Annotated in this window: 20 protein-coding genes; 12 read left to right on the top strand and 8 right to left on the bottom strand. The window is 76.1% G+C overall.

The annotated features are described in order from the left end of the window. Positions 1 to 39: 39 nt before the first annotated feature. The 4 genes from disA to O7633_RS16480 form a co-directional block, all read right to left on the bottom strand. On the bottom strand, positions 40 to 1224 hold the full coding sequence (gene disA, locus O7633_RS16495) for a DNA integrity scanning diadenylate cyclase DisA (protein ID WP_074472796.1): 1185 nt from the start codon (positions 1222 to 1224) through the stop codon (positions 40 to 42). Between the two features lie 142 nt (positions 1225 to 1366). Then, positions 1367 to 2809: a DNA repair protein RadA gene (gene radA, locus O7633_RS16490; protein ID WP_043965049.1), complete on the bottom strand. Its 1443-nt coding sequence runs from the start codon at positions 2807 to 2809 to the stop codon at positions 1367 to 1369. 88 nt (positions 2810 to 2897) lie between these two features. Beyond that, on the bottom strand, positions 2898 to 3680 hold the full coding sequence (locus tag O7633_RS16485) for a hypothetical protein (protein ID WP_282328408.1): 783 nt from the start codon (positions 3678 to 3680) through the stop codon (positions 2898 to 2900). A gap of 134 nt (positions 3681 to 3814) precedes the next feature. Then, positions 3815 to 4657, bottom strand: coding sequence for a UbiA family prenyltransferase (locus O7633_RS16480; protein ID WP_141723604.1), 843 nt, complete (start codon positions 4655 to 4657; stop codon positions 3815 to 3817). A 46-nt stretch (positions 4658 to 4703) separates the two neighbouring features. Between O7633_RS16480 and O7633_RS16475 the strand changes: the two genes are divergently transcribed. The 3 genes from O7633_RS16475 (at position 4704) to O7633_RS16465 (ending at position 7481) form a co-directional block, all read left to right on the top strand. Further along, positions 4704 to 5486 (top strand): methyltransferase domain-containing protein, encoded by a 783-nt coding sequence (locus tag O7633_RS16475; protein WP_282328407.1) that lies wholly within the window; start codon positions 4704 to 4706, stop codon positions 5484 to 5486. A gap of 94 nt (positions 5487 to 5580) precedes the next feature. Beyond that, positions 5581 to 6630, top strand: a complete 1050-nt coding sequence (locus tag O7633_RS16470) for a type III polyketide synthase (RefSeq protein ID WP_282328406.1) — start codon at positions 5581 to 5583, stop codon at positions 6628 to 6630. Between the two features lie 110 nt (positions 6631 to 6740). Next, positions 6741 to 7481: a hypothetical protein gene (locus tag O7633_RS16465; protein WP_282328405.1), complete on the top strand. Its 741-nt coding sequence runs from the start codon at positions 6741 to 6743 to the stop codon at positions 7479 to 7481. Positions 7482 to 7500: 19 nt separating this feature from the next. Here the strand turns inward: O7633_RS16465 and O7633_RS16460 are convergent, their stop codons facing one another. Next, entirely contained in the window at positions 7501 to 8232 is a 732-nt protein-coding gene (locus O7633_RS16460; RefSeq protein ID WP_282328404.1) for a hypothetical protein, read from the bottom strand. A 328-nt stretch (positions 8233 to 8560) separates the two neighbouring features. Between O7633_RS16460 and O7633_RS16455 the strand changes: the two genes are divergently transcribed. The 4 genes from O7633_RS16455 to O7633_RS16440 are packed head-to-tail and all read left to right on the top strand — an operon-like array spanning position 8561 to position 11321. After that, the gene (locus O7633_RS16455; RefSeq protein WP_007073334.1) at positions 8561 to 9046 is read left to right on the top strand and encodes a CarD family transcriptional regulator; all 486 of its coding nucleotides are present in this window, start codon (positions 8561 to 8563) and stop codon (positions 9044 to 9046) included. 48 nt (positions 9047 to 9094) lie between these two features. Then, positions 9095 to 9790, top strand: coding sequence for a 2-C-methyl-D-erythritol 4-phosphate cytidylyltransferase (ispD, locus tag O7633_RS16450; protein WP_282328403.1), 696 nt, complete (start codon positions 9095 to 9097; stop codon positions 9788 to 9790). 16 nt (positions 9791 to 9806) lie between these two features. Next, a complete protein-coding gene (ispF, locus tag O7633_RS16445) occupies positions 9807 to 10289 on the top strand; it encodes a 2-C-methyl-D-erythritol 2,4-cyclodiphosphate synthase (protein ID WP_043965064.1) in 483 nt (160 codons plus the stop codon). Positions 10290 to 10298: 9 nt separating this feature from the next. Continuing rightward, positions 10299 to 11321, top strand: coding sequence for a tetratricopeptide repeat protein (locus tag O7633_RS16440; protein WP_282328402.1), 1023 nt, complete (start codon positions 10299 to 10301; stop codon positions 11319 to 11321). A 162-nt stretch (positions 11322 to 11483) separates the two neighbouring features. Here O7633_RS16440 and O7633_RS16435 read toward each other — a convergent pair whose 3' ends face one another. From O7633_RS16435 to O7633_RS16425, 3 genes are read right to left on the bottom strand one after another with little or no spacing between them, the layout of a single operon-like run. Continuing rightward, the gene (locus tag O7633_RS16435) at positions 11484 to 12134 is read right to left on the bottom strand and encodes a hypothetical protein (RefSeq protein WP_282328401.1); all 651 of its coding nucleotides are present in this window, start codon (positions 12132 to 12134) and stop codon (positions 11484 to 11486) included. 4 nt (positions 12135 to 12138) lie between these two features. Next, on the bottom strand, positions 12139 to 12900 hold the full coding sequence (locus O7633_RS16430; RefSeq protein ID WP_282328400.1) for a histidine phosphatase family protein: 762 nt from the start codon (positions 12898 to 12900) through the stop codon (positions 12139 to 12141). A 27-nt stretch (positions 12901 to 12927) separates the two neighbouring features. Beyond that, entirely contained in the window at positions 12928 to 14139 is a 1212-nt protein-coding gene (locus tag O7633_RS16425; RefSeq protein WP_282328399.1) for a homogentisate 1,2-dioxygenase domain-containing protein, read from the bottom strand. Positions 14140 to 14272: 133 nt separating this feature from the next. Between O7633_RS16425 and O7633_RS16420 the strand changes: the two genes are divergently transcribed. From O7633_RS16420 to O7633_RS16400, 5 genes are all read left to right on the top strand, one after another. After that, the gene (locus tag O7633_RS16420) at positions 14273 to 15247 is read left to right on the top strand and encodes a hypothetical protein (protein WP_282328398.1); all 975 of its coding nucleotides are present in this window, start codon (positions 14273 to 14275) and stop codon (positions 15245 to 15247) included. Further along, positions 15244 to 16440: a fumarylacetoacetase gene (gene fahA, locus O7633_RS16415; RefSeq protein ID WP_282328397.1), complete on the top strand. Its 1197-nt coding sequence runs from the start codon at positions 15244 to 15246 to the stop codon at positions 16438 to 16440. Before O7633_RS16420 ends, fahA begins: the two co-directional genes overlap by 4 nt. 243 nt (positions 16441 to 16683) lie before the next feature. Then, positions 16684 to 16899, top strand: coding sequence for a DUF397 domain-containing protein (locus O7633_RS16410; protein ID WP_282328396.1), 216 nt, complete (start codon positions 16684 to 16686; stop codon positions 16897 to 16899). 107 nt (positions 16900 to 17006) lie between these two features. Continuing rightward, the gene (locus tag O7633_RS16405; RefSeq protein WP_282328395.1) at positions 17007 to 17489 is read left to right on the top strand and encodes an SRPBCC family protein; all 483 of its coding nucleotides are present in this window, start codon (positions 17007 to 17009) and stop codon (positions 17487 to 17489) included. A 75-nt stretch (positions 17490 to 17564) separates the two neighbouring features. Then, on the top strand, positions 17565 to 18818 hold the full coding sequence (locus O7633_RS16400) for a PQQ-binding-like beta-propeller repeat protein (protein ID WP_282328394.1): 1254 nt from the start codon (positions 17565 to 17567) through the stop codon (positions 18816 to 18818). Positions 18819 to 18863: the final 45 nt, after the last annotated feature.

Raw genomic sequence — 18863 nt, 5'->3', positions numbered from 1 at the left:
CCGGCTCGACGCGAGCGTCGGACGTAGCGTTCCGGAACGTCAGACGTAGCGTTCCAGGATGGAGGCCTCGGCGAGGCGGGACAGCCCCTCCCGGACGCCGCGGGCGCGGGCGTCGCCGACGCCCTCGACAGCCTGGAGGTCCTCCACGGTGGCCCCGAGCAGCCGCTGGAGGCTGCCGAAGTGCAGCACCAGCCGGTCGACGATGGCCACCGGCAGCCGGGGGACCTTCGCCAGCAGCCGGAAGCCGCGCGGGCTGACCGCCGCGTCGAGCGCGTCGGAGGCGGCCGGGTAGCCGATGGCCTTGGCCACGGCGACCAGGTCGATCAGCTCGGTGGCGCCCAGCAGGTCCAGCTCGACCAGCGCCTCGTCGAGGGTGCGGGACTTGCGGCCGGCGGGCAGGTAGTCGCGGATGACCAGGGTGCGGTCGGCGTCCACGCCGGCCATCAGCTCGTCGAGCTGGAGGGCCAGGAGGCGGCCGTCGGTGCCCAGCTCCACCACGTAGCCGGCGATCTCGTCGGCGATCCGGCGGACCATCTCCAGCCGCTGCACCACCGCCACCGCGTCCCGGACCGTCACCAGGTCCTCGATCTCCAGAGCGGAGAGGGTGCCGGAGACCTCGTCGAGACGCAGCTTGTAGCGCTCCAGGGTGGCCAGGGCCTGGTTGGCCCGGGACAGGATGGCCGCCGAGTCGTCCAGCACGTGCCGCTGGCCGTTGACGTAGAGGCTGATGATCCGCATCGACTGGCTGACGGAGATGACCGGGTAGCCGGTCTGCCGGGCCACCCGCTCGGCGGTGCGGTGCCGGGTGCCGGACTCCTCGGTGGGGATCGACGGATCCGGCATCAGGTGCACGGCCGCCCGGACGATGCGGGTGCCGTCGCTGGACAGCACCACCGCGCCGTCCATCTTGCACAGCTCCCGGACCCGGGTCGCCGAGAACTCCACGTCGAGAGGGAAGCCGCCGGTGCACAGCCCCTCGACGACCTTGTCGTAGCCCAGGACGATCAGCGCGCCCGTGCGACCGCGCAGGATCCGCTCCAGGCCGTCACGCAGCGCGGTGCCGGGAGCCATGAGGGCGAGATTGGCCCGCAGCGGATCACCGCTCGCGCCGCCGACACTCCCGGTCACGCTGACGCTGATCGGACGGGCGGGCGAGCCCACGGCACCGGTGCGGGCGTGGGGTGTCGCGCCGGCGGTTTTGCTGGCATCGCGGTCGATCGGCACGCGCACAGTCTACGGACTGGCGTGCGGTGGGTGCTGTCGTGGTTACTGTGATGTGTCACGATGCCCCCCGCCGACCGCGTCGGGAGGCCCGTCGCGCTTGTCCGGAATCGCACCGGCGGTCCGACCCGGCGGCCACCGTCGGTCACTCCGCCGATGCGCGGGCGGCACACTGGAGCGCCGAGCGCACGTCGGTGACCTCCATCACGCGCATGTTCTCGGGGCCCGCCCCGGCGCTCTCCGGGCCGCACCCCGGGGGCACGAGGGCCACCCGGAAGCCGAGCCGGGCCGCCTCGGCGAGCCGGCGGGGCACCGCGCCGACCCGGCGCACCTCGCCGGTGAGGCCGACCTCGCCGATCGCCACCAGGTGCGGGTTGATGGCCAGGTTGAGGCCGCCGGAGGCGACCGCGAGGGCCACCGCCAGGTCGGCCGCCGGCTCCACCACCCGGATGCCGCCGACGGTGGCCGCGAAGACCTCCCGGTCGTGCAGGGTCAGCCGCTCGGCGCGGCGCTGGAGCACCGCCAGCACCATCGCCAGCCGGGCCCCGTCCAGCCCCGAGACGGTGCGTCGGGGCGAACCCGCCACGGTCGCCCCGATCAACGCCTGCACCTCGGTGACCAGGGCCCGCCGCCCCTCCATCGCCACCGTGACACAGGTGCCCGGCACCGGCTCCGAGTAGCGGGTGAGGAACAGCCCGGACGGGTCGGCGAGGCTGCTGATGCCGCCCTCGTGCATCTCGAAGCAGCCGACCTCGTCGGCGGCGCCGAACCGGTTCTTCACGCCGCGCACCATCCGCAGCGAGGAGTGCTTGTCGCCCTCGAAGTGCAGCACCACGTCGACCAGGTGCTCCAGCACGCGGGGCCCGGCCACCTGGCCGTCCTTGGTGACGTGGCCGACCAGGACGGTGGCGACCCCCCGCTCCTTGGCCACGGCGACCAGGGCGGCGGTGACCGCCCGCACCTGGGTCACCCCGCCGGGCACCCCCTCGGTGCCGGCGGTGGAGATGGTCTGCACCGAGTCGAGCACCAGCAGCCCCGGCTTCACCGCGTCGAGGTGGCCGAGGACCGCGCCGAGGTCGCTCTCGGCGGCCAGCCAGAGCTGGTCGTGCAGGGCGTTCATCCGCTCGGCGCGCAACCGCACCTGGCTGACCGACTCCTCGCCGCTGACCACCAGCGACGGGCTGCCGGCGGTGGCCGCCCACTGCTGGGCGACGTCGAGCAGCAACGTGGACTTGCCGACCCCCGGCTCGCCGGCGAGCAGCACCACCGCGCCGGGCACCAGGCCGCCGCCGAGCACCCGGTCGAGCTCGCTCACGCCGGTGGGGCGGGCCTTGGCCGGTGCGGCGCTGATGGTGGCGATCGGCCGGGCCGGCTCGGCCGGCATCCGGGAGCTGACCACCCGCCCGGAGACGGTCGGGCCGGTCACCGTGCACTCGACCACCGAGCCCCACTCGCCGCACTCGGGGCAGCGCCCCACCCACTTGGGCGGCTGGTGGCCGCAGGCGTCGCACTCGTAGGCGGGGCGGGGCTCGCGGGCGGCCCGGCCGCGCGGGGTCGCCCGGGAGGGTGTCGATCGGGGCGTCGTCACACCGGAACGTTAGTCCCCCCGTACGACGAAGCGCCGCCGGCATGGCGGGTGCCACGCCGGCGGCGCCGGGTCGTCTCCTCGGGGCGGGTCAGTCGTGACCGGAGCCCTCGGTGCCGCCCTCCGCGCCGTGCGCGCCCTCGCGCTGCACGATCTGGGACGGCTGCGGGAGCGGGGTCAGCGGGACGCCGACCGGGGCCGGGGTGCTGATGGTGCGGCCGTTGCCGAAGTCGAAGGTCAGGTTGACCTGCTGGCCGGCGAGCAGCGCCTGGTTGAGGCCGACGAGCTGGAGCGACCGGCCGCCCTGCACGTTGAGCTGGACGTAGCCGAGGGCGGGGATCTCGAAGCGGGCCGGCTCGCCGGCCGGGGCCGACGGGCTCGGCGCGGCGGACGGGCCCTCCGACGCGCCCTCGGACGGGCCGGCCGACCCGGACGGCGACCCGGAACCCGACGGCGACGCGCCCTCGGACGGCGACGCGGACCCGGACGGCGACGCGCCCTCCGACGGCGACTCGCTGGCCGACGCGGACGGGCTCGCCGAGGCGGACGCGCCGCCGCTGATCACGATGTCCCGCGCGCCGTCCGTGGTGACGGTCACCGTCACCGGGCTCTGCGTGTCGTTGTAGAGCACCGCGTTGACGGCGGCGTTCGCGCCGGCCTGGTAGCCGCCCGGACCCGGGTATTCCACGTACAGCCCGCGCACCTTGTAGGCGTTGTCCGCAGTCTGGGTGTTGACGCCCTGGACCGACGGCTCCTTGATGGCGGTCTCGGCCACCTGGCCGGCGCCGCAGCCGGTCGCCAGCAGGCCGGTCGCCGCCGCCACGCCGGACAGCAGCAGGGCCGCCCGCCGGGAACCCCTGATCGAGCGCGTCACGTCGGTCCTCCTCGTCACGATCCCCACCCGGCCGTCGCCGGGCACGGTGGCCATACCCGCGCAGACCGGCTTCAGGGTAGTTGGGGCTGATCGAGACCCGCACGCCGACCCGGCACCACCACCTTCCCGGGCACTCAGAGCATCCGGCCGCCGGTGACCAGCAGCACCACGTCGATCAGGGCCACCAGCAGCACGGCCCGGAACGCGGCCACCCCCCGGTCGCCGGAACGGCGGGCGTTGCGGCCGGCGTACCAGGTCAGGGGCGGGACCAGCGCGGCGGTCGCCACCGCCGACAGCCCGAACCACGACGGCGGCCCGGGCGGCCCGGCGACCAGGGTGACGGTCGCGGCGAGCAGCAGCGCGGCGGCGGCAACCCGGCTGCCGGCCGCGCCGAGGCGGTGCGGCAGCCCCCGCACCCCGGTCCGGGCGTCGTCGGCCAGGTCGGGCAGCACGTTGGCGAAGTGCGCCCCGGCCCCCAGCAGGGCGGCGGCGGCCACCAGCCAGGCCGGCGGGGCGGGGGCGCCGGGCAGCGCGAGCACCACGAACGCGGGCAGCGCGCCGAACGACACCGCGTAGGGCAGCACGGAGAACGGCGTCGACTTCAGCGGTCGGTTGTAGGCCAGCGCGGAGACCAGGGCCACGGTCGCCCAGACCGCCGCCGTGCGGTTGGTCGTCGCCGCCGCGAGCAGCACCGTGGCCAGGGTCGCGGCCCGCGTCGCCAGCCCCACCGCGCGCCGGCTCACCGCGCCGGCGGCGACCGGCTTGTCGGTACGCCCCACCGCCGCGTCCCGGTCGGCGTCCAGGTGGTCGTTGGACCAGCCGACGGCGAGCTGGCTGGCGAGCACCGTGAGCGCCACCGCGGCGACCCCGGACGGGCGGTGCCCCACCCCCACGGCCAGCAGCCCCGCCACCACGGTCACCGCTGCGGCCGGCTCCGGGTGACTTGCCCTGAGCAGCCCTAACACCGTCGTCGCCATATGGGAAGTCTGGTCGTTACCGCCCGGTCGTGCCACGCTCGGTGCCATGCCTGACGGATCGTCCCCGGTGTCCGACCGGCCGCGCGTGCTGCCGCCGAACGATCCCCGGCAGTACGACGACCTGGCCGACGAGTGGTGGCGTCCGGACGGTGCGTTCGCCATGCTGCACTGGCTCGCCCGCGCCCGGGCGGCCCTGGTGCCGCCGGCCACCCGGCCCGACGCCCTCCTGGTCGACCTGGGCTGCGGCGCCGGCCTGCTCGCCCCGCACCTGGCGGGCAAGGGCTACCGGCACGTCGGCGTCGACCTCACCCGCTCCGCCCTGGCCCAGGCCGCCGCGCACGGGGTGACCCCGGTCAACGGCGACGCCACCGCCGTGCCGCTGGCCGACGGCTGCGCCGACGTGGTGGCCGCCGGTGAGCTGCTGGAACACGTGCCGTACTGGCGGGCCGCCGTGGCGGAGGCCTGCCGGCTGCTGCGGCCGGGCGGCCTGCTGGTGCTGGACACGCTCAACGACACCGCGCTGAGCCGGCTGGTCGCCGTGGAGATCGGCGAGCGGCTGCCGACGGTGCCCCGGGGCATCCACGATCCACGGTTGTTCGTGGACGACCGGGCGCTGGTCGCCGAGTGCGCCCGGCACGGCGTCGACCTGCGGGTCCGGGGCGTCCGGCCGGAGCTGGGCGGCACCCTGCGCTGGCTGGCCCGTCGGCTGCGGGCCGCCCGTCGGCCCCCGGTGCGCAGCGGCCCGTCGCCGGCCGGGCGGGAACCTCGGATCAGGCCGACCTGGTCGACGGCGGTGCTCTACCAGGGGCGCGGCGTCCGCTGCGGATAGCCGGGCCCGCGCCGGGGTACTGCTCAGACCGGACCGCGACAGCTCCGCCTCTCGTTGGTGACGACGTGGGGTACGCGAACGAGAGGTGGGGAACGTGGCCGTACCGGTGATCGCGGGTCTGGGCACGGCGCAGCCGCCGGGGGCCACGCAGGACGAGCTGTGGTCGGGCTTCTTCGCGGGCCACTTCCCCGACGCCACCCGGGCGCTCGCGCAGCGGATCTTCGCCAACTCGGGCGTGACGCGGCGGCAGGCGGCGGTCAACCCGCTGCTGGAGGACGTCTCGGACTGGCCGACGGAGCGCCGGATGCGCCGCTACCAGGTGGAGGCGCTGCCGCTGGGCAAGGAGGCGGTCGGCCGGGCGCTCACCGCCGCCGGCCTGGACGCCGGGGACGTCGGCCTGTTCATCGTCTGTTCGTGCACCGGGTACGCCACGCCCGGCCTGGACATCCTGCTCGCCCGGGACCTGGGCATGGCCCCGCACACCCAGCGCATGGTCGTCGGCCACATGGGCTGCTACGCGGCCCTGCCGGGGCTCGGCGCGGCCGGCGACTTCGTCACCGCCCGGCAGCGGCCGGCGCTGCTGCTCTGCGCGGAGCTGACCAGCCTGCACATCCAGCCCGCCACGGCCGGGCTGGACACCCAGCAGATCGTCTCCCACGCCCTCTTCTCGGACGCCGCCGTCGCCGCCGTGGTCGTCCCCGGCGGCCGGGGGTACGCGCTGCGCGAGGTCGCCGCGGTCACCGACACGTCCACGGCGGACCACATGACCTGGGACGTCACCGACACCGGCTTCCGGATGGGGCTGTCGCCGAAGGTCCCGCAGGTGCTCTCCCGCCACGTCCGGGGCCTGGTCGACGACCTGTTGGCGCGGCACGGCGCGACGCTGGCGGAGGTGGGCGGCTGGGCGGTGCACCCGGGCGGCCCGCGCATCCTGGACGTGGTGGAACGCGAGTTGGCGTTGCCGCCGCAGGCGCTGGACACGGCCCGCGCCACCCTGGACGCGCACGGCAACTGCTCCTCGGCGACGGTCATGCTGATCCTGGACCGGCTGCTGCGGGCGCAGCGCCCGGCCGAACGTATCCTGCTGCTCGCCTTCGGCCCCGGCCTGACCCTCTACGCCGCCCTCCTGGACCACACCCCCTGACCCTGCCCCCCGGTGATCAGGAGAGGAGCGGCACCGTCGATCTCCACGACGACGCAGAGCTCTCGATCACCGAAGCCGTCGGGCAGGTCGGGGCGGGTTACCCTCTGGGGGTGGAGCGCGTGGGAGCGGGGCGGCTGCGGGGTGGGGTGCTGGCCGGGTTGGCCGTGCTCCTCGTGGCCGCCGGCGGCGCGTGGTGGCGGGCTGCCGCCCCCGGCATCGACCCGACGGGTGGGCCGGCTCGCCCGTCCGCCGTGGACGCCGCGGACGGCACGGACGGCGTGGGCTCCGGGGACTCTGGGGACTCCGGGGACGGCGGCGGGGCCCGCCCCGGGCGGGACGTGGGTCCGGCCCGGCCGGCCTCTCCGGGGCGGCCGGCCGGCCAGGAAACCTACCGGGTCGCCCCCGGCGCCGCTCCCCGTGTCGTCGTCGACTCGGCGACCGGCCAGGTGGTCTTCAGCTCGCCGCGCCGGACCGTCGTCCTCGACGGACCCACCGGGCGGGTGCTGACCGACGCCGGCGGGTCCGTCCCCCGCGACCGGGGCGGCGACCTGGCGGGGTTCGGCACCCTGTGGCAGGCCCGGCTGACCCTGCGCCCCGGCCTGCCGCCGCAGCAGCGCGTCGTCCCCGCCGCCTCGTCCCGGCCGCACCTGCTCCAGGCCCGGTGCACCGGCCCGGGAGAGCTGCTGCTGGTGGCCTTCCCCTTCGGTCGACGCGAAACCCACCGGGTGGCGTGCGACGGCTCGTCCGCCTCCGTGCTGCTGGACGGCGGGAAGAAGCTCCGGTTCGTCCTCGCCGCGTCCGGCGACGCCCCGGTCGTGGTCGACGCCCGGCTGGCGGCCCTGGCCTTCTGAGCCGCCACGCTCCCGGCTCTCAGCTGCCGAGGCGGGCCAGGTCGGCGCGGTAGTCGTCGGCGGAGCGCAGCTCCGGCACCACCCGGACCAGCACGCCGGCGCGGTCGACCAGCAGCGCGGCTGCCGCCCCGGGCCGCGGCGGCAGCCGCAGGAAGGCACGCAGGCCGCCGGCCGGGTCGGCGAGCGCCCGTACGGTCGCGGGGGGCGACGCCGGGGTGGCGCGGACCGTGCGGCCCCCTTCGACGGTGACCACTGTCACGCCGGGCGGCGCGAGCGCGGTGGCCTCGGTCACCCGCTCGGGGCAGGGGCAGGCGTCCACCAGAATGATCACGGCGGGCGTGAGGCCGCGCAGCGGGACGGCCGCGTTCCCGGCGTCGACCAGGTCCAGCGCCGGCAGCGCCCGGCCGCTCAGGTCGGTCGCCGTCGGGTAGGGCACGACGGTGGGGCGGTCGCCGCTGCGGGGCGTCCGGGGCCAGGTGACGGCGAACAGGCCGGCGAGGGTGACCAGCAGCGTCACCAGCAGGACCAGCAGGGGCAGGCGCAGCGGCGGCCGGCCGTCGGGTCGGGGGAGCAGGCCGAGGCGGCGACGCCAGCGGGTGTGGCCGGCCCGGCGGCGCAGCTCGCGGCGGACCCGCGCGGCCTCGTCGGCGAGCGCGGACGGGTCGTCCGGCACGACGATGCGGCCCCACTCCGGTGGCAGGCCGGGAAGGCCGTCGGCGGAGCCCTGGCCCTCTGCGTCGGGCATGCCCATGGGACCCCCTGCAACCGTCTCGGCGCGCGGACAGCGTTGTGCCTCCAGGGTCGCGCACCGCCGGGTCCTCCCGCTACACCTGGGCGCGGCTGGCGCGACCGGGATACCATGGGAACAGCGCATCGCCCGAGAAATCCACGCTCCGATCACCCACGTCGGGGTGTCATCCGTCAATCACGGAGCGTGTTCAGACCATCGGTTTGGCCTCCTGTCAAGCTGAAGAAATACCTCTCACAGGGCCCCTGAGCTGCGCCAACGGTCAGGACAGCGGTGGGACATCGGTGCCTGAGCGTGTTACCCTAGACACAGCGAAAGGGGTTTCGAACCTATGGTTTTCAGTGTCGGCGAGACCGTTGTTTACCCCCACCACGGGGCCGCACTCATCGAGGCAATCGAGACTCGGGTCATCAAGGGCGAGCCCAAGCAGTACCTCGTCCTGAGGGTCGCGCAGGGTGACCTGACGGTCCGGGTGCCCGCTGAGAACGCCGAGATCGTGGGTGTGCGCGAGGTGGTCGGCGAAGAGGGCCTGGGCAAGGTCTTCGACGTCCTCCGGGCTCCGCACACCGAGGAGCCGACCAACTGGTCGCGGCGTTACAAGGCGAATCTGGAGAAGCTGGCCTCCGGCAACCCGCTGAAGGTGGCCGAGGTCGTGCGCGACCTGTGGCGTCGGGAGCGGGAGCGGGGCCTGTCGGCGGGCGAGAAGCGCATGCTCGCCAAGGCGCGGGACATTCTCGTCGGCGAGGTCGCGCTGGCCGAGAAGAGCACCAAGGACGAGGCGGAGACGCTGCTCGACAAGGTGCTGACCGAGGCCTGATCCGCACCTGATCATCGACCACCAGCAGCAGAATCCGAGGACCGCGACGTGACCGCGCAGCTCAATCCGCGCGGTGACGTCGCGGTCCTCGTGCCTGCGGCCGGTGCCGGCGTACGCCTGGGCCCGGGCGCGCCCAAGGCCCTGCGTCCCCTTGCCGGTGAGCCGCTGCTCGTGCACGCCGTGCGCCGGATCGCCGCCGCCGCGTCCGTGCACACGATCGTGGTGGCCGCCCCGGCGGTCGAGGTCGACGCCGTCCGCGACCTGCTCGCCCCGGTCGCCCCGGTGACGGTCGTCCCCGGCGGAGCGGAACGCCAGGCCTCCGTGGCCGCCGCGCTGGCCGCCGTCCCCGCCGGCCCGGAGATCATCCTGGTGCACGACGCGGCCCGCGCGCTCACCCCGCCCGAGCTGGTCGAGTCCGTCGCCGCGGCGGTCCGCTCCGGGCACGACGCGGTGATCCCCGTTCTCCCGGTCGTCGACACGATCAAGGAGGTCGGCCCGGGCGAGGTGGTCCTCGGCACGGTCGACCGGTCCGCCCTGCGCGCCGTGCAGACCCCGCAGGGCTTCCGCCGCGCGGTGCTGACCGCCGCCCACGAGGCGGCCGGCGACCCGCTCACCGACGACGCGGGGCTCGTCGAGAAGCAGGGCGTGCCGGTGGTCTGCGTCCCCGGCTCCGAGCACGCCCTCAAGGTCACCCGCCCGTTCGACCTTGCGCTGGCCGAGCACCTGCTGGCCGGCGGCGCGTGACGCGTACCCTCGGTTCATGATCGTTCCTCGGGTGGCCATCGGCACCGACGTGCACGCCTTCGAGGCGGGCCGACCCTGCTGGCTGGCCGGCCTGCTCTGGCCCGACCAGGACGGCCTGGCCGGGCACTCCGACGCCGACGTGGTCGCGCACGCCGCCTGCAACGCACTGCTCTCCGCCGCCGGCCTCGGCGACCTCGGCGCCAACTTCGGGGTGGCCGAGCCCGAATGGGCGGGCGCGCCGGGGGTGGCGCTGCTCACCGAGACGGCCCGCCGGGTCCGCGCGGCCGGCTTCGAGATCGGCAACGTCTCCGTGCAGGTCGTCGGCAACCGGCCGAAGATCGGGCCGCGCCGCGCCGAGGCCGAGGCGGTGCTCTCCGAGGCGGTCGGCGCGCCGGTGACCGTCTCCGCCGCCACCACCGACGGGCTCGGCTTCACCGGGCGCGGCGAAGGGCTCGCCGGCATCGCGGTGGCCCTGGTCCACCCGGTCCCGCCCGCGTAGGGTCGCCCGATGCCGAGCGACGCCACCGCCGAGGGGTACCTCCAGCGCGCCCAACTCCTGGCCGACCTGGGCCGCTACGACGAGGCCGCCGGGGAGGTCGGCCTCGCCCTCGCCCTGGAACCGGCGAACGCCGACGCGCTGACCACCCTCGCCCGGGTGCACCTGGCCGCCGGCCGGCCCGCCGAGGCGTGCGCCGCCGCCGACGCGGCCCTGGCCGTCGCCCCGGACACCGCCGCCGCGCTCGTCGCCCGCGGGCTGGCCCTGGTCGAGCAGGGCGAGTACGCCGAGGCGGCCGGCACCGCCGGCCGGCTGCTCGCCGCCGCCGACGACGCGTACGCCCAGCGCAGCGCCGCCGCGATCCTGTCCGGCTCGCGCAACGGGCAGCCGGCCCTCAACGCCGCCTGGCGGGGCGTCGAGCTGGCCCCGGAGGAGTCCCAGGCGCACCTGGTGCTCGCCCTCGTCGCCGCCCGGCTGCGGCTGTACGACCTGGCCGAGCGGGCGTACCGGGAGGCGCTGCGGCTCGACCCGGAGCTGGACCGGGCCGGCGACGAGCCCGGGATCGTCCGGCTGGAACGGCGGCGGTACGCCTCGGCGCTCGCCGAGCTGGCGGAGAACGTGCCGGCCGTCCAGGCGGCCCCGGTCGCGCCCGACTCGCCCCGGGGCGTCGTCGACGACCTGCGCCGGCTCGTGCTGTACGGGGCGGGCTGGACGCTCGTGGGCGCGGTGCTGGTGGCGGTCGCGGCGGCCGGGGTGTCGTCGTCCGGCCCGTCGCGGTTCCTCGCGGTGCTGGTGGCGGTGAGCGGGGCGGTGCTGGGCTGGCTGCTCGCCGCGCGGGTGCCGGGGCTGACGCGTACGGTGCTGCCGGGTCTGCTGCGCTCGGACCGCTCGCTGGCTCTGGCGGTGTACGCGGTGGCCGCCGGGCCTCTGCTGTTGCTGCTCTATGCGGTGGTGGGGACGCCGTGGCCGCTCGTGGCGGCGATCGCGGTGGCGGCCGTGGCGGAGCTGGCGGTGTTCTCCCGGACGGTGCGTTGAGTCGTCCTGTTGCGTCGGGTGCGGGGTGGGGGTTCGCCGGGGCCCGCCCGCTCCGGGCGGTCAGGCTTGATCCCTGCGCGGGCGGGCCCCGGCGAACCCCTGACGTGGTCGCCGTCCGAGCGGACTGCGGCGGGGCCTTGGCGTGGTCGCCCGCCCGGCGACCTACCCGGCGTGGGCGTCCGGGGTCCTGGTGGCGAGGGCCCGGGCGAGGACCCGCTGCCAGTAGGCGAGGTGCAGCGCCAGCAGCCGGGCCTGGGTGCGGCCCGAGCCGGTGTCGCGGGCGCTGGACACCAGCGCGAAGAGCCGGAAGTGCGCCTGCATCCCCGGGCCGAACCGCTGCGCCCGCAGCACCCGGTGGCTGGCCGCGAGGTGCACCGCGCCCCGCCTGTCGCCGCGTCGCCGCCGGTCGGCGGCCTCGACGGCCAGCGCGTTGGTGGGGTCGCTGACGACCTCCACCGGGCGGAGGGCCGAGACGATGCGGTCCTGGCTCCCTGGGCCGACGGCCGCGCAGGTGCCCAGCGGCGCGACGGGGGACAGCTCCACGCCCGCCACCTCGGCGGGCAGCAGCTCCCACAGCAGCGCCTGCACGGCGGCGCTCGCGCGCGGGTCGGTGTCGGCGGGGCGGACGAACCGGTCCTCCCGCCAGCGGCGCAGCACCTCGGCGGGCCGCACCCGCGCGGCCCGCGTCCGGGCCAGGGAGAGCAGGAGCGTGGTCAGGTCCGCCGCCGGCAGGGCTTCCAAGGTCTCGCGTACGTCGCCGGGCAGCGCCGCCCACACCCGCCGCTCGGCGTCCGACAGCCCGTCCCCGTTCACCCGGTCACGATGCCCGGTGCGGGGCGGGCCGGTCCACCGACTTACGCCGGCCGCGCGAGCCGTGCTCCTGTCCGGTCAGGTGCGGGGTGGCGGCGAACTCGACCAGGTCGAGGCGGCCGTCGGCGTGGACGTAGCGGGTGAGCGAGGTGTTGGCGACCGGGGTGACGGTGAGGATCGCGTCGAGGTCGGTGAACGACAGTTGGTCGAGGAGGTGCCGTACGGCGACGACCACGGCGTCGTGGGCCACGACCAGGATCCGCTGCCCGGCGTGCCGGCTGTTCAGGTCGGTGAGGACGGCGCGGATCCGCGCGGCGACGTCGTCGAACGTCTCACCGCCCGGCGGCCGGTAGGCGTAGAGGCCGTCGGCGGCGAGCCGGGCCGCCTCGGCGGGGAACCTCCTGGCGATCATGAGAGGGGTCAGCAGCTCCAGGTCCCCCATGAGCCGGTCACCCAGCCGGTCGTCGATGCACGCCCGGGGATGGGGACTGTCGAGCGTGGCGGCGGTGTCGGCGGCCTGCGCCCACGTCTGCCGGGCTCTCCGGTAGGGGGAACAGACGACCGCCTCGGGGATCTGGTCCGCCGGTCGGGTGGCGAGCCACCGGCCGAGTTGGGTGGCCTGCCGCCAGCCGAGCGGTGACAGCTCGACGTCGGCGTCGCGTCCGGTGAGGCCGTGGTCGGCCAGCCCGCGGGCCTGCGCGTTGGCGAAGGCCACGTTCGCGGTGCTCTGCCCGTGGCGGACGATGGTCAACTGCGCGACGGTGTCCATGTCCGATGGTCCGGTGCGGGCCCGGGCTCAGCCGGCCGGAGGGGCGGCGGGGCGGGCCCAGGTCCAGGCGTACGCCGGGTCCTCGCATTCGGTCGCCGCGTCGCACAGGTCGAGGGGGCGGAACGTGTCGACCATGACGGCCAGCTCGTCGAAGAAGTCGACGCCGATCGAGCGTTCGGCCGCGCCGGGCTGGGGGCCGTGGGTGAAGCCGGACGGGTGCAGCGAGATGGAGCCCTGCCCGATGCCGGAGCCGCGCCGGGCCTCGTAGTTGCCGCCGGTGTAGAACAGCATCTCGTCGGAGTCGACGTTGTGGTGGTGGTAGGGCACCGGGATGGCATCGGGGTGGTAGTCGACCTTGCGGGGCACGAACGAGCAGATCACGAAGTTGGGGCCCTGGAACGTCTGGTGCACGGGCGGCGGCTGGTGGATGCGGCCGGTGATCGGCTCGAAGTCGTGGATGGAGAACGCCCACGGGTAGAGGTGGCCGTCCCAGCCGACGACGTCGAACGGGTGGTGCGCGTAGGTGTGACGTGTCCAGGCTGTGCCGCTGCCATCCGGGCGTCCCGCCCGGGACCGGTGCCGCACCAGGACCTCGACGTCGGAGCCGTCGACGAGCAGCGGGGTGTCCGGCCCCCGGACGTCGCGCTCGCAGTAGGGCGAGTGCTCCAGGAACTGGCCGCGCACCGACAGGTAGCGCTTGGGCGGGCCGATGTGCCCGGCGGCCTCGACGGCCAGCAGCCGGGTTGGCCCGTCGCCGGTGGGGACGAGGCGGTGGATGGTCGACGTCGGGATGATCACGTAGTCGCCGGCCACCGCGTCGAGCACGCCGAACGGCGACTCGACCCGCAGCGACCCGGACTCCAGGTAGAGGCAGTGGTCGCCGGTGGCGTCGCGGAACAGCGGGGACGGCCGGTCGGCCGACACGTAGGCGATGCGCACGTCGTCGTTGGCGAGCAGGTAGCGCCGGCCGAGGATCGGGTCGGCCCCGGTGTGGTCGAGCTGGTGGGTGCGCAGGTGGCGGGGCTTGAGCGGCAGGTTGGGCACCCGGGTGACGGCCGGCGGGTCGTACGCCTCGGCGGCGACGATCGCGGTGGGGGCGTGCCGGTGGTAGAGCAGGGAGGAGTCGGCGGAGAAGCCCTCCTGGCCCATCAGCTCCTCGGTGTGGAGGGTGCCGTCGGGCTGGCGGAACTGGGTGTGCCGCTTGCGGGGCACCTCGCCGACGCTGCGGTAGTACGGCATGTCGCCTCCCGATTCGTCCCGTTCACCCGAGCATAGGACCGTTCACCGGCCATCGCCCCGTTCACCGGCCGCTGGCGTCCGATAATCGGACGCTGTTGTCCGTTCCTTGTAGCGTCCCGTAAGTTCTTGTTCCGTGTCAACGCACGTGCCACACCTCCTCGCCGGCCTCGTCGACGACGCCGCGGTCTTCCCGCCCGGCAGCGCGACGCTGCCCGACGCGCTCGCCGCGCACCGCCGGCACCGGGACTCCTGGTACGCCGAGCTGGTCGGCCCGCTGCTCGTGCCCGCCTCGGCGATCGTCTCCGGCGCGCTGGCCGGAGCCCTCGGCGGGCCGGCGGGCGCAGCGGGCGGCCCGGCCGGGCCCGCCGCGCCGGGCGACGACAGCGCCGGGGGCGGCCTCGCGGTCGGGTTGATCGGCGACACCGGGGTCGACGGGCTGCCCGCCGCCCTGGCCGCCCTGCCGGCCGGCGTCACCGCCCGCCAGGTCGAGGTGGCCGTCGCCAAGCGCGGCGAGGACCCGCTGCCCGGCCTGACCGCGCTGCTGGGCCTGGCCGGGCGGTCCGGCGGCGTCGCCTTCTACGCCGAGCTGCCGCTGACGTTCGGGCTGACGGGGGCGCTCGACGCGGTCGCCGCCGCCCGCGCCGACGGGGCGCCGGTCGCGGCGAAGTTCCGCACCGGCGGGCTGGCCGCCGAGCTGTTCCCCACCCCGGTCGAGCTGGCCGCCGTGATCTGCGCCTGCCGCGACCGGGAGCTGCCCTTCAAGCTGACCGCCGGGCTGCACCACGCCGTGCGGCACCGCGACCCGGAGACCGGCTTCACCCACCACGGCTTCGGCAACGTGCTCGCCGCGACCCTCGCCGCCGCCGACGGGGCCGAGGTGGACGAGGTGGCCGCCGTGCTCGCCGCCACCGACCCGGTGCCGCTGGTCGAGCGCGCCCGGGCCGCCCGGGCCGCCGACCGGCCGCTGTGGGTGGGGTACGGCTCGTGCAGCATCACCGAGCCACTGACCGACCTGATCCGGCTGGGCCTGGTGAACGGGGGACACGACGTGCACGCACGACAGGACGTGAGCACAGGACAGGACGTGGACGGAGGACGCGACGCATGACCTGGGTGACGGGTGCCGAGGGCTCGGCGTACGGGGTGCGCAACCTGCCCTACGGGGTGTTCCGCTCCGGCGGGGGTGATCCCCGCGTCGGCGTACGGATCGGGGAGTTCGTGCTCGACCTGGGCGCGGCCGAGGCGGCCGGGCTGGTGCTGGCCGCCGGCGCGCTGGGCCGGCCGACCCTCAACGCGTTCCTGGCCCTGGGGCGGCCGCAGTGGACCGCCGTCCGGCAGCGGGTGACCGAGCTGCTCACCGACCCCGCCCACCGGCCGGCGGTCGAGCCGCTGCTGGTGCCGCTGGCCGAGGCCGAGCTGCTGCTGCCGTTCGAGGTGGCCGACTACGTCGACTTCTACTCCTCCGAGCACCACGCCGGCAACGTCGGGCAGATCTTCCGGCCCGGCCAGCCGCCGCTGCTGCCCAACTGGAAGCACCTGCCGATCGGCTACCACGGCCGGGCCGGCACGGTGGTGGTGTCCGGCACGCCGATCGTGCGTCCCGCCGGGCAGCGGGCCACCCCGGACGGGCCGGTGTGCGGGCCGTCCGTGCGCCTCGACATCGAGGCCGAGGTGGGTTTCGTCGTCGGCGTGCCCAGCGTGCTCGGCGAGCCGGTCTCCGTGGCCGACTTCGCCGACCACGTCTTCGGGGTGGTGCTGGTCAACGACTGGTCGGCGCGGGACATCCAGGCCTGGGAGTACCAGCCGCTCGGGCCGTTCCTGGGCAAGTCCTTCGCCACCTCCGTGTCGGCCTGGGTGACCCCGCTGGACGCGCTCGCCGACGCGTTCGTGCCCGCGCCCGAGCAGGACCCGCCGGTCGCGGAGTACCTGCGGGACGTGCCGCACGTGGGGCTGGACCTGCGGCTGGCCGTCGAGTGGAACGGCGAGCGGGTCAGCGAGCCGCCGTTCGCCGGCATGTACTGGACGCCCGCCCAGCAGTTGGCGCACCTGACCGTCAACGGCGCGTCCCTGCGCACCGGCGACCTGTACGCCTCCGGCACCGTCTCCGGCCCCCGGCGGGACCAGGTCGGTTCGTTCCTGGAGCTGACCTGGGGCGGCGCGGAGCCGGTGACGGTCGGCGGGGCCGAGCGCATCTTCCTGGCCGACGGCGACACGGTCACCGTCACCGCCACCGCGCCGGGCCCCGACGGCACCACGATCGCCCTCGGCGAGGTGACCGGCACCGTCCACCCCGCCCGCTGACCCCTGCCGCGTCCCGCCGTCCGGCCCGCCCGCCGGGTCCCGCCGAACCCCCGTCCGGGCGGCCGGACCGGCGGCGTCCACCCGGCGACGGCCGCGGAACCTGGTCGCACATCCGGTGCGACCGATGTCTTGCCCTGCTCCGTTGATCGAGCCGGGTTCCCCGCGTGGCGGAACCCGGCCGGCGGCTCCGCAAGGTGCCGCCCGGTCGTCGTGGGACGTCCCAACGGAGTGGAGGAAACAACAGTGATCGATCTTTCGGGTGCCGTCTGGCGCACCAGCAGCCGCTCGAACGACCAGGGACTGTGCGTCGAGGTGGCGGACAACCTGGTCGGCAGCGCCGGAGTCGTCGCCGTACGCGACTCGAAGGACCCGGCGGGCCCGGCACTGACCGTCAGCCCGCCGGGCTGGACCGCGTTCGTCGACGCGATCCGGGTCGGGCGCTTCCTGGCCTGGCCCTGACCCGGGGTGCCCCGCCACCCCCGGATCGGCCACCAGCGGCGGAAGTTCCGCCGCTGGGGCCCCACCGCGAGCCCACCGGCCGTACCGTGGACGGCACGGGAGGTGTCATGTCGACGGTCACGGTCACCGAGTTCATCGAGGCGCCCGCCGTCGACCTCTGGCGGCTCCTCGTCGACCTGCCGGTCCGCGCCGACTGGCTCCGCACGGTCGACGCGGTCGAGCTGCTCACCCCCGGCCCGCTCGCCCCCGGCACGGCCTGGCGGGAGACCCGCACCCGGCCGGACGGTGGCACCCAGGCCGAGGAGTTCGTCGTGGTGGAGTGCGTCGCGCCCCGGCGGCTGGTGCTCGCCTCGCCGGGCATCGGCGTGTCCTACCGCACCACCTGGGTCCTGCGCACCGTCCAGCGTCGCCGCCGGGCCTGCACCGCCGTCACCGTCGCGCAGGAGGCGGTCGCCACGGCACCGTACGGCCGGGTGCTGGCCCTGCTCTTCGGCGGCCTGGCCGCCCGCGCGGTCGAGGGCACCTTCCGCCGCGACCTCGCCGACCTCTCCCGCGCCGCCCACCCACCGATGTCGGCCGAGGCGGCCTGACCGCGTGCGCCGGGCCGGGTGCCGGCCGGCACCGGCGCGGGACGGCCTCGGTAGGGTGCCGGGCGGAGGTGCGGCATGACTGTGGCGAAGGGGCGGCGGGGCGTCGCGATGGCACTCGCGGCGCTCGTCGGCGTCGCGGCGGTCGCCTTCGTCGTGCACCGGGTGCTCGCGCCGGCCGCGGTGGAGACCCCCGCCCACGCCGCCTACCCGGGCGCGGTCACCCCGGCGATCGGCGTGGTGGGTCGGCTGCCGGTGGCCCCGCTGATCGTGGACGGCCGGCTCCGCGTCTACGCCGCCACCCGCCAGGTGTACGCCGACCAGCCCGCCGACTCCCGCAACCGGGTCACCCCGTACTGGTCGTACCGGCGCTGGCCGGCGGAGGTCAGCGGGGTGGTGGCGGACGGGACGACGGTCGTCAGCCGTTGGTCGGACGGGAAGCTGGTGGCGCTGGACGCGCGTACCGGACGGGTGGCCTGGCAGGCCGACGGCCCGGAGCCCGCCGCCGGCTGGACCGCCCGCCGCACCGGGGCCGGCACCGTGTGGGCCCCGCCGGGGCTGTTCCTCGCCCGCGCCGCCGACGGCCGGACCGTGCTGGTCGCCGCCGGCCCGGAGCGGGTCGCCGGCTTCGCGTTCGCCGACGGCCGGCGGCTCTGGTCGGCCGACGTGGACGGCGGGTGCCGCGACGAGGTGGCCACCACGTCGGCGGGGCGGCTCGTGGCCGTCGACCGGTGCGCCACCCCGGTGGCCGTCGAGTTCCGCGACGTGGCCACCGGCACGCCGACGACCCGCCTGACGCCGGCCGGGGCCACCGCCGACCTCACCGTCACCCCGGTGGGCTGCGTGAGCATCCGCTCCCGGTGCCGGGGCCTGCACGCCGAGGGCTTCGCCGACGGGGCCGGTCGCGGCTGGCTGGTCGGCGCCGGCGAGCCGGTCGCCGCGCCGGCCCTGGACCAGGCCGGGTCGGAGCTGGACGGCGACCGGGTCGTCGGCACGGCCGGCGGGGTGGTGGCCGCGCGGTCGGCCCGCACCGGCGAGGAGCTGTGGCGTCGCGCCGACCTCGGCCCGGCCCGGATCCTGGCCGTCCAGCCGGGCCGGGTGCACCTGCTCACCGAGGCCCGGGACCTGGTCACCCTCGACCCGAGGACCGGCGCGCAGCGCTCCCGCTTCCGGCTGGAGGTGGGCCGCGACGGCATCGGCTGGGCCCCCGGCCTGGCGTACGCGGGCGGCGGCTACGTGGCCGTCGAGCGGCTGCGCGAGCCGGTCGCCCCGGACGCCGACGACCAGCGCTACTTCCTGATGTCCGAGCCGGTGCTGCTCGCCGCCACCTGAGCGGCCGGGCGGCACCGGCGCGGGCCGGGCGGCCCACCGGCTGGG

The organism is Micromonospora sp. WMMD712 (assembly GCF_029581295.1).
GTDB lineage: Bacteria > Actinomycetota > Actinomycetes > Mycobacteriales > Micromonosporaceae > Micromonospora > Micromonospora carbonacea.
This window is presented reverse-complemented; position numbering and strand designations above follow the sequence as displayed.

Coding starts and splice junctions, on each gene's coding strand:
- O7633_RS16480 (WP_141723604.1), bottom strand. CDS start 4,657: ATGGCGACGACGGTGTTAGGGCTGCTCAGGGCAAGTCACCCGGAGCCG.
- O7633_RS16475 (WP_282328407.1), top strand. CDS start 4,704: ATGCCTGACGGATCGTCCCCGGTGTCCGACCGGCCGCGCGTGCTGCCG.
- O7633_RS16460 (WP_282328404.1), bottom strand. CDS start 8,232: ATGGGCATGCCCGACGCAGAGGGCCAGGGCTCCGCCGACGGCCTTCCC.
- O7633_RS16455 (WP_007073334.1), top strand. CDS start 8,561: ATGGTTTTCAGTGTCGGCGAGACCGTTGTTTACCCCCACCACGGGGCC.
- ispF (WP_043965064.1), top strand. CDS start 9,807: ATGATCGTTCCTCGGGTGGCCATCGGCACCGACGTGCACGCCTTCGAG.
- O7633_RS16440 (WP_282328402.1), top strand. CDS start 10,299: ATGCCGAGCGACGCCACCGCCGAGGGGTACCTCCAGCGCGCCCAACTC.
- O7633_RS16430 (WP_282328400.1), bottom strand. CDS start 12,900: ATGGACACCGTCGCGCAGTTGACCATCGTCCGCCACGGGCAGAGCACC.
- O7633_RS16425 (WP_282328399.1), bottom strand. CDS start 14,139: ATGCCGTACTACCGCAGCGTCGGCGAGGTGCCCCGCAAGCGGCACACC.
- fahA (WP_282328397.1), top strand. CDS start 15,244: ATGACCTGGGTGACGGGTGCCGAGGGCTCGGCGTACGGGGTGCGCAAC.
- O7633_RS16405 (WP_282328395.1), top strand. CDS start 17,007: ATGTCGACGGTCACGGTCACCGAGTTCATCGAGGCGCCCGCCGTCGAC.
- O7633_RS16400 (WP_282328394.1), top strand. CDS start 17,565: ATGACTGTGGCGAAGGGGCGGCGGGGCGTCGCGATGGCACTCGCGGCG.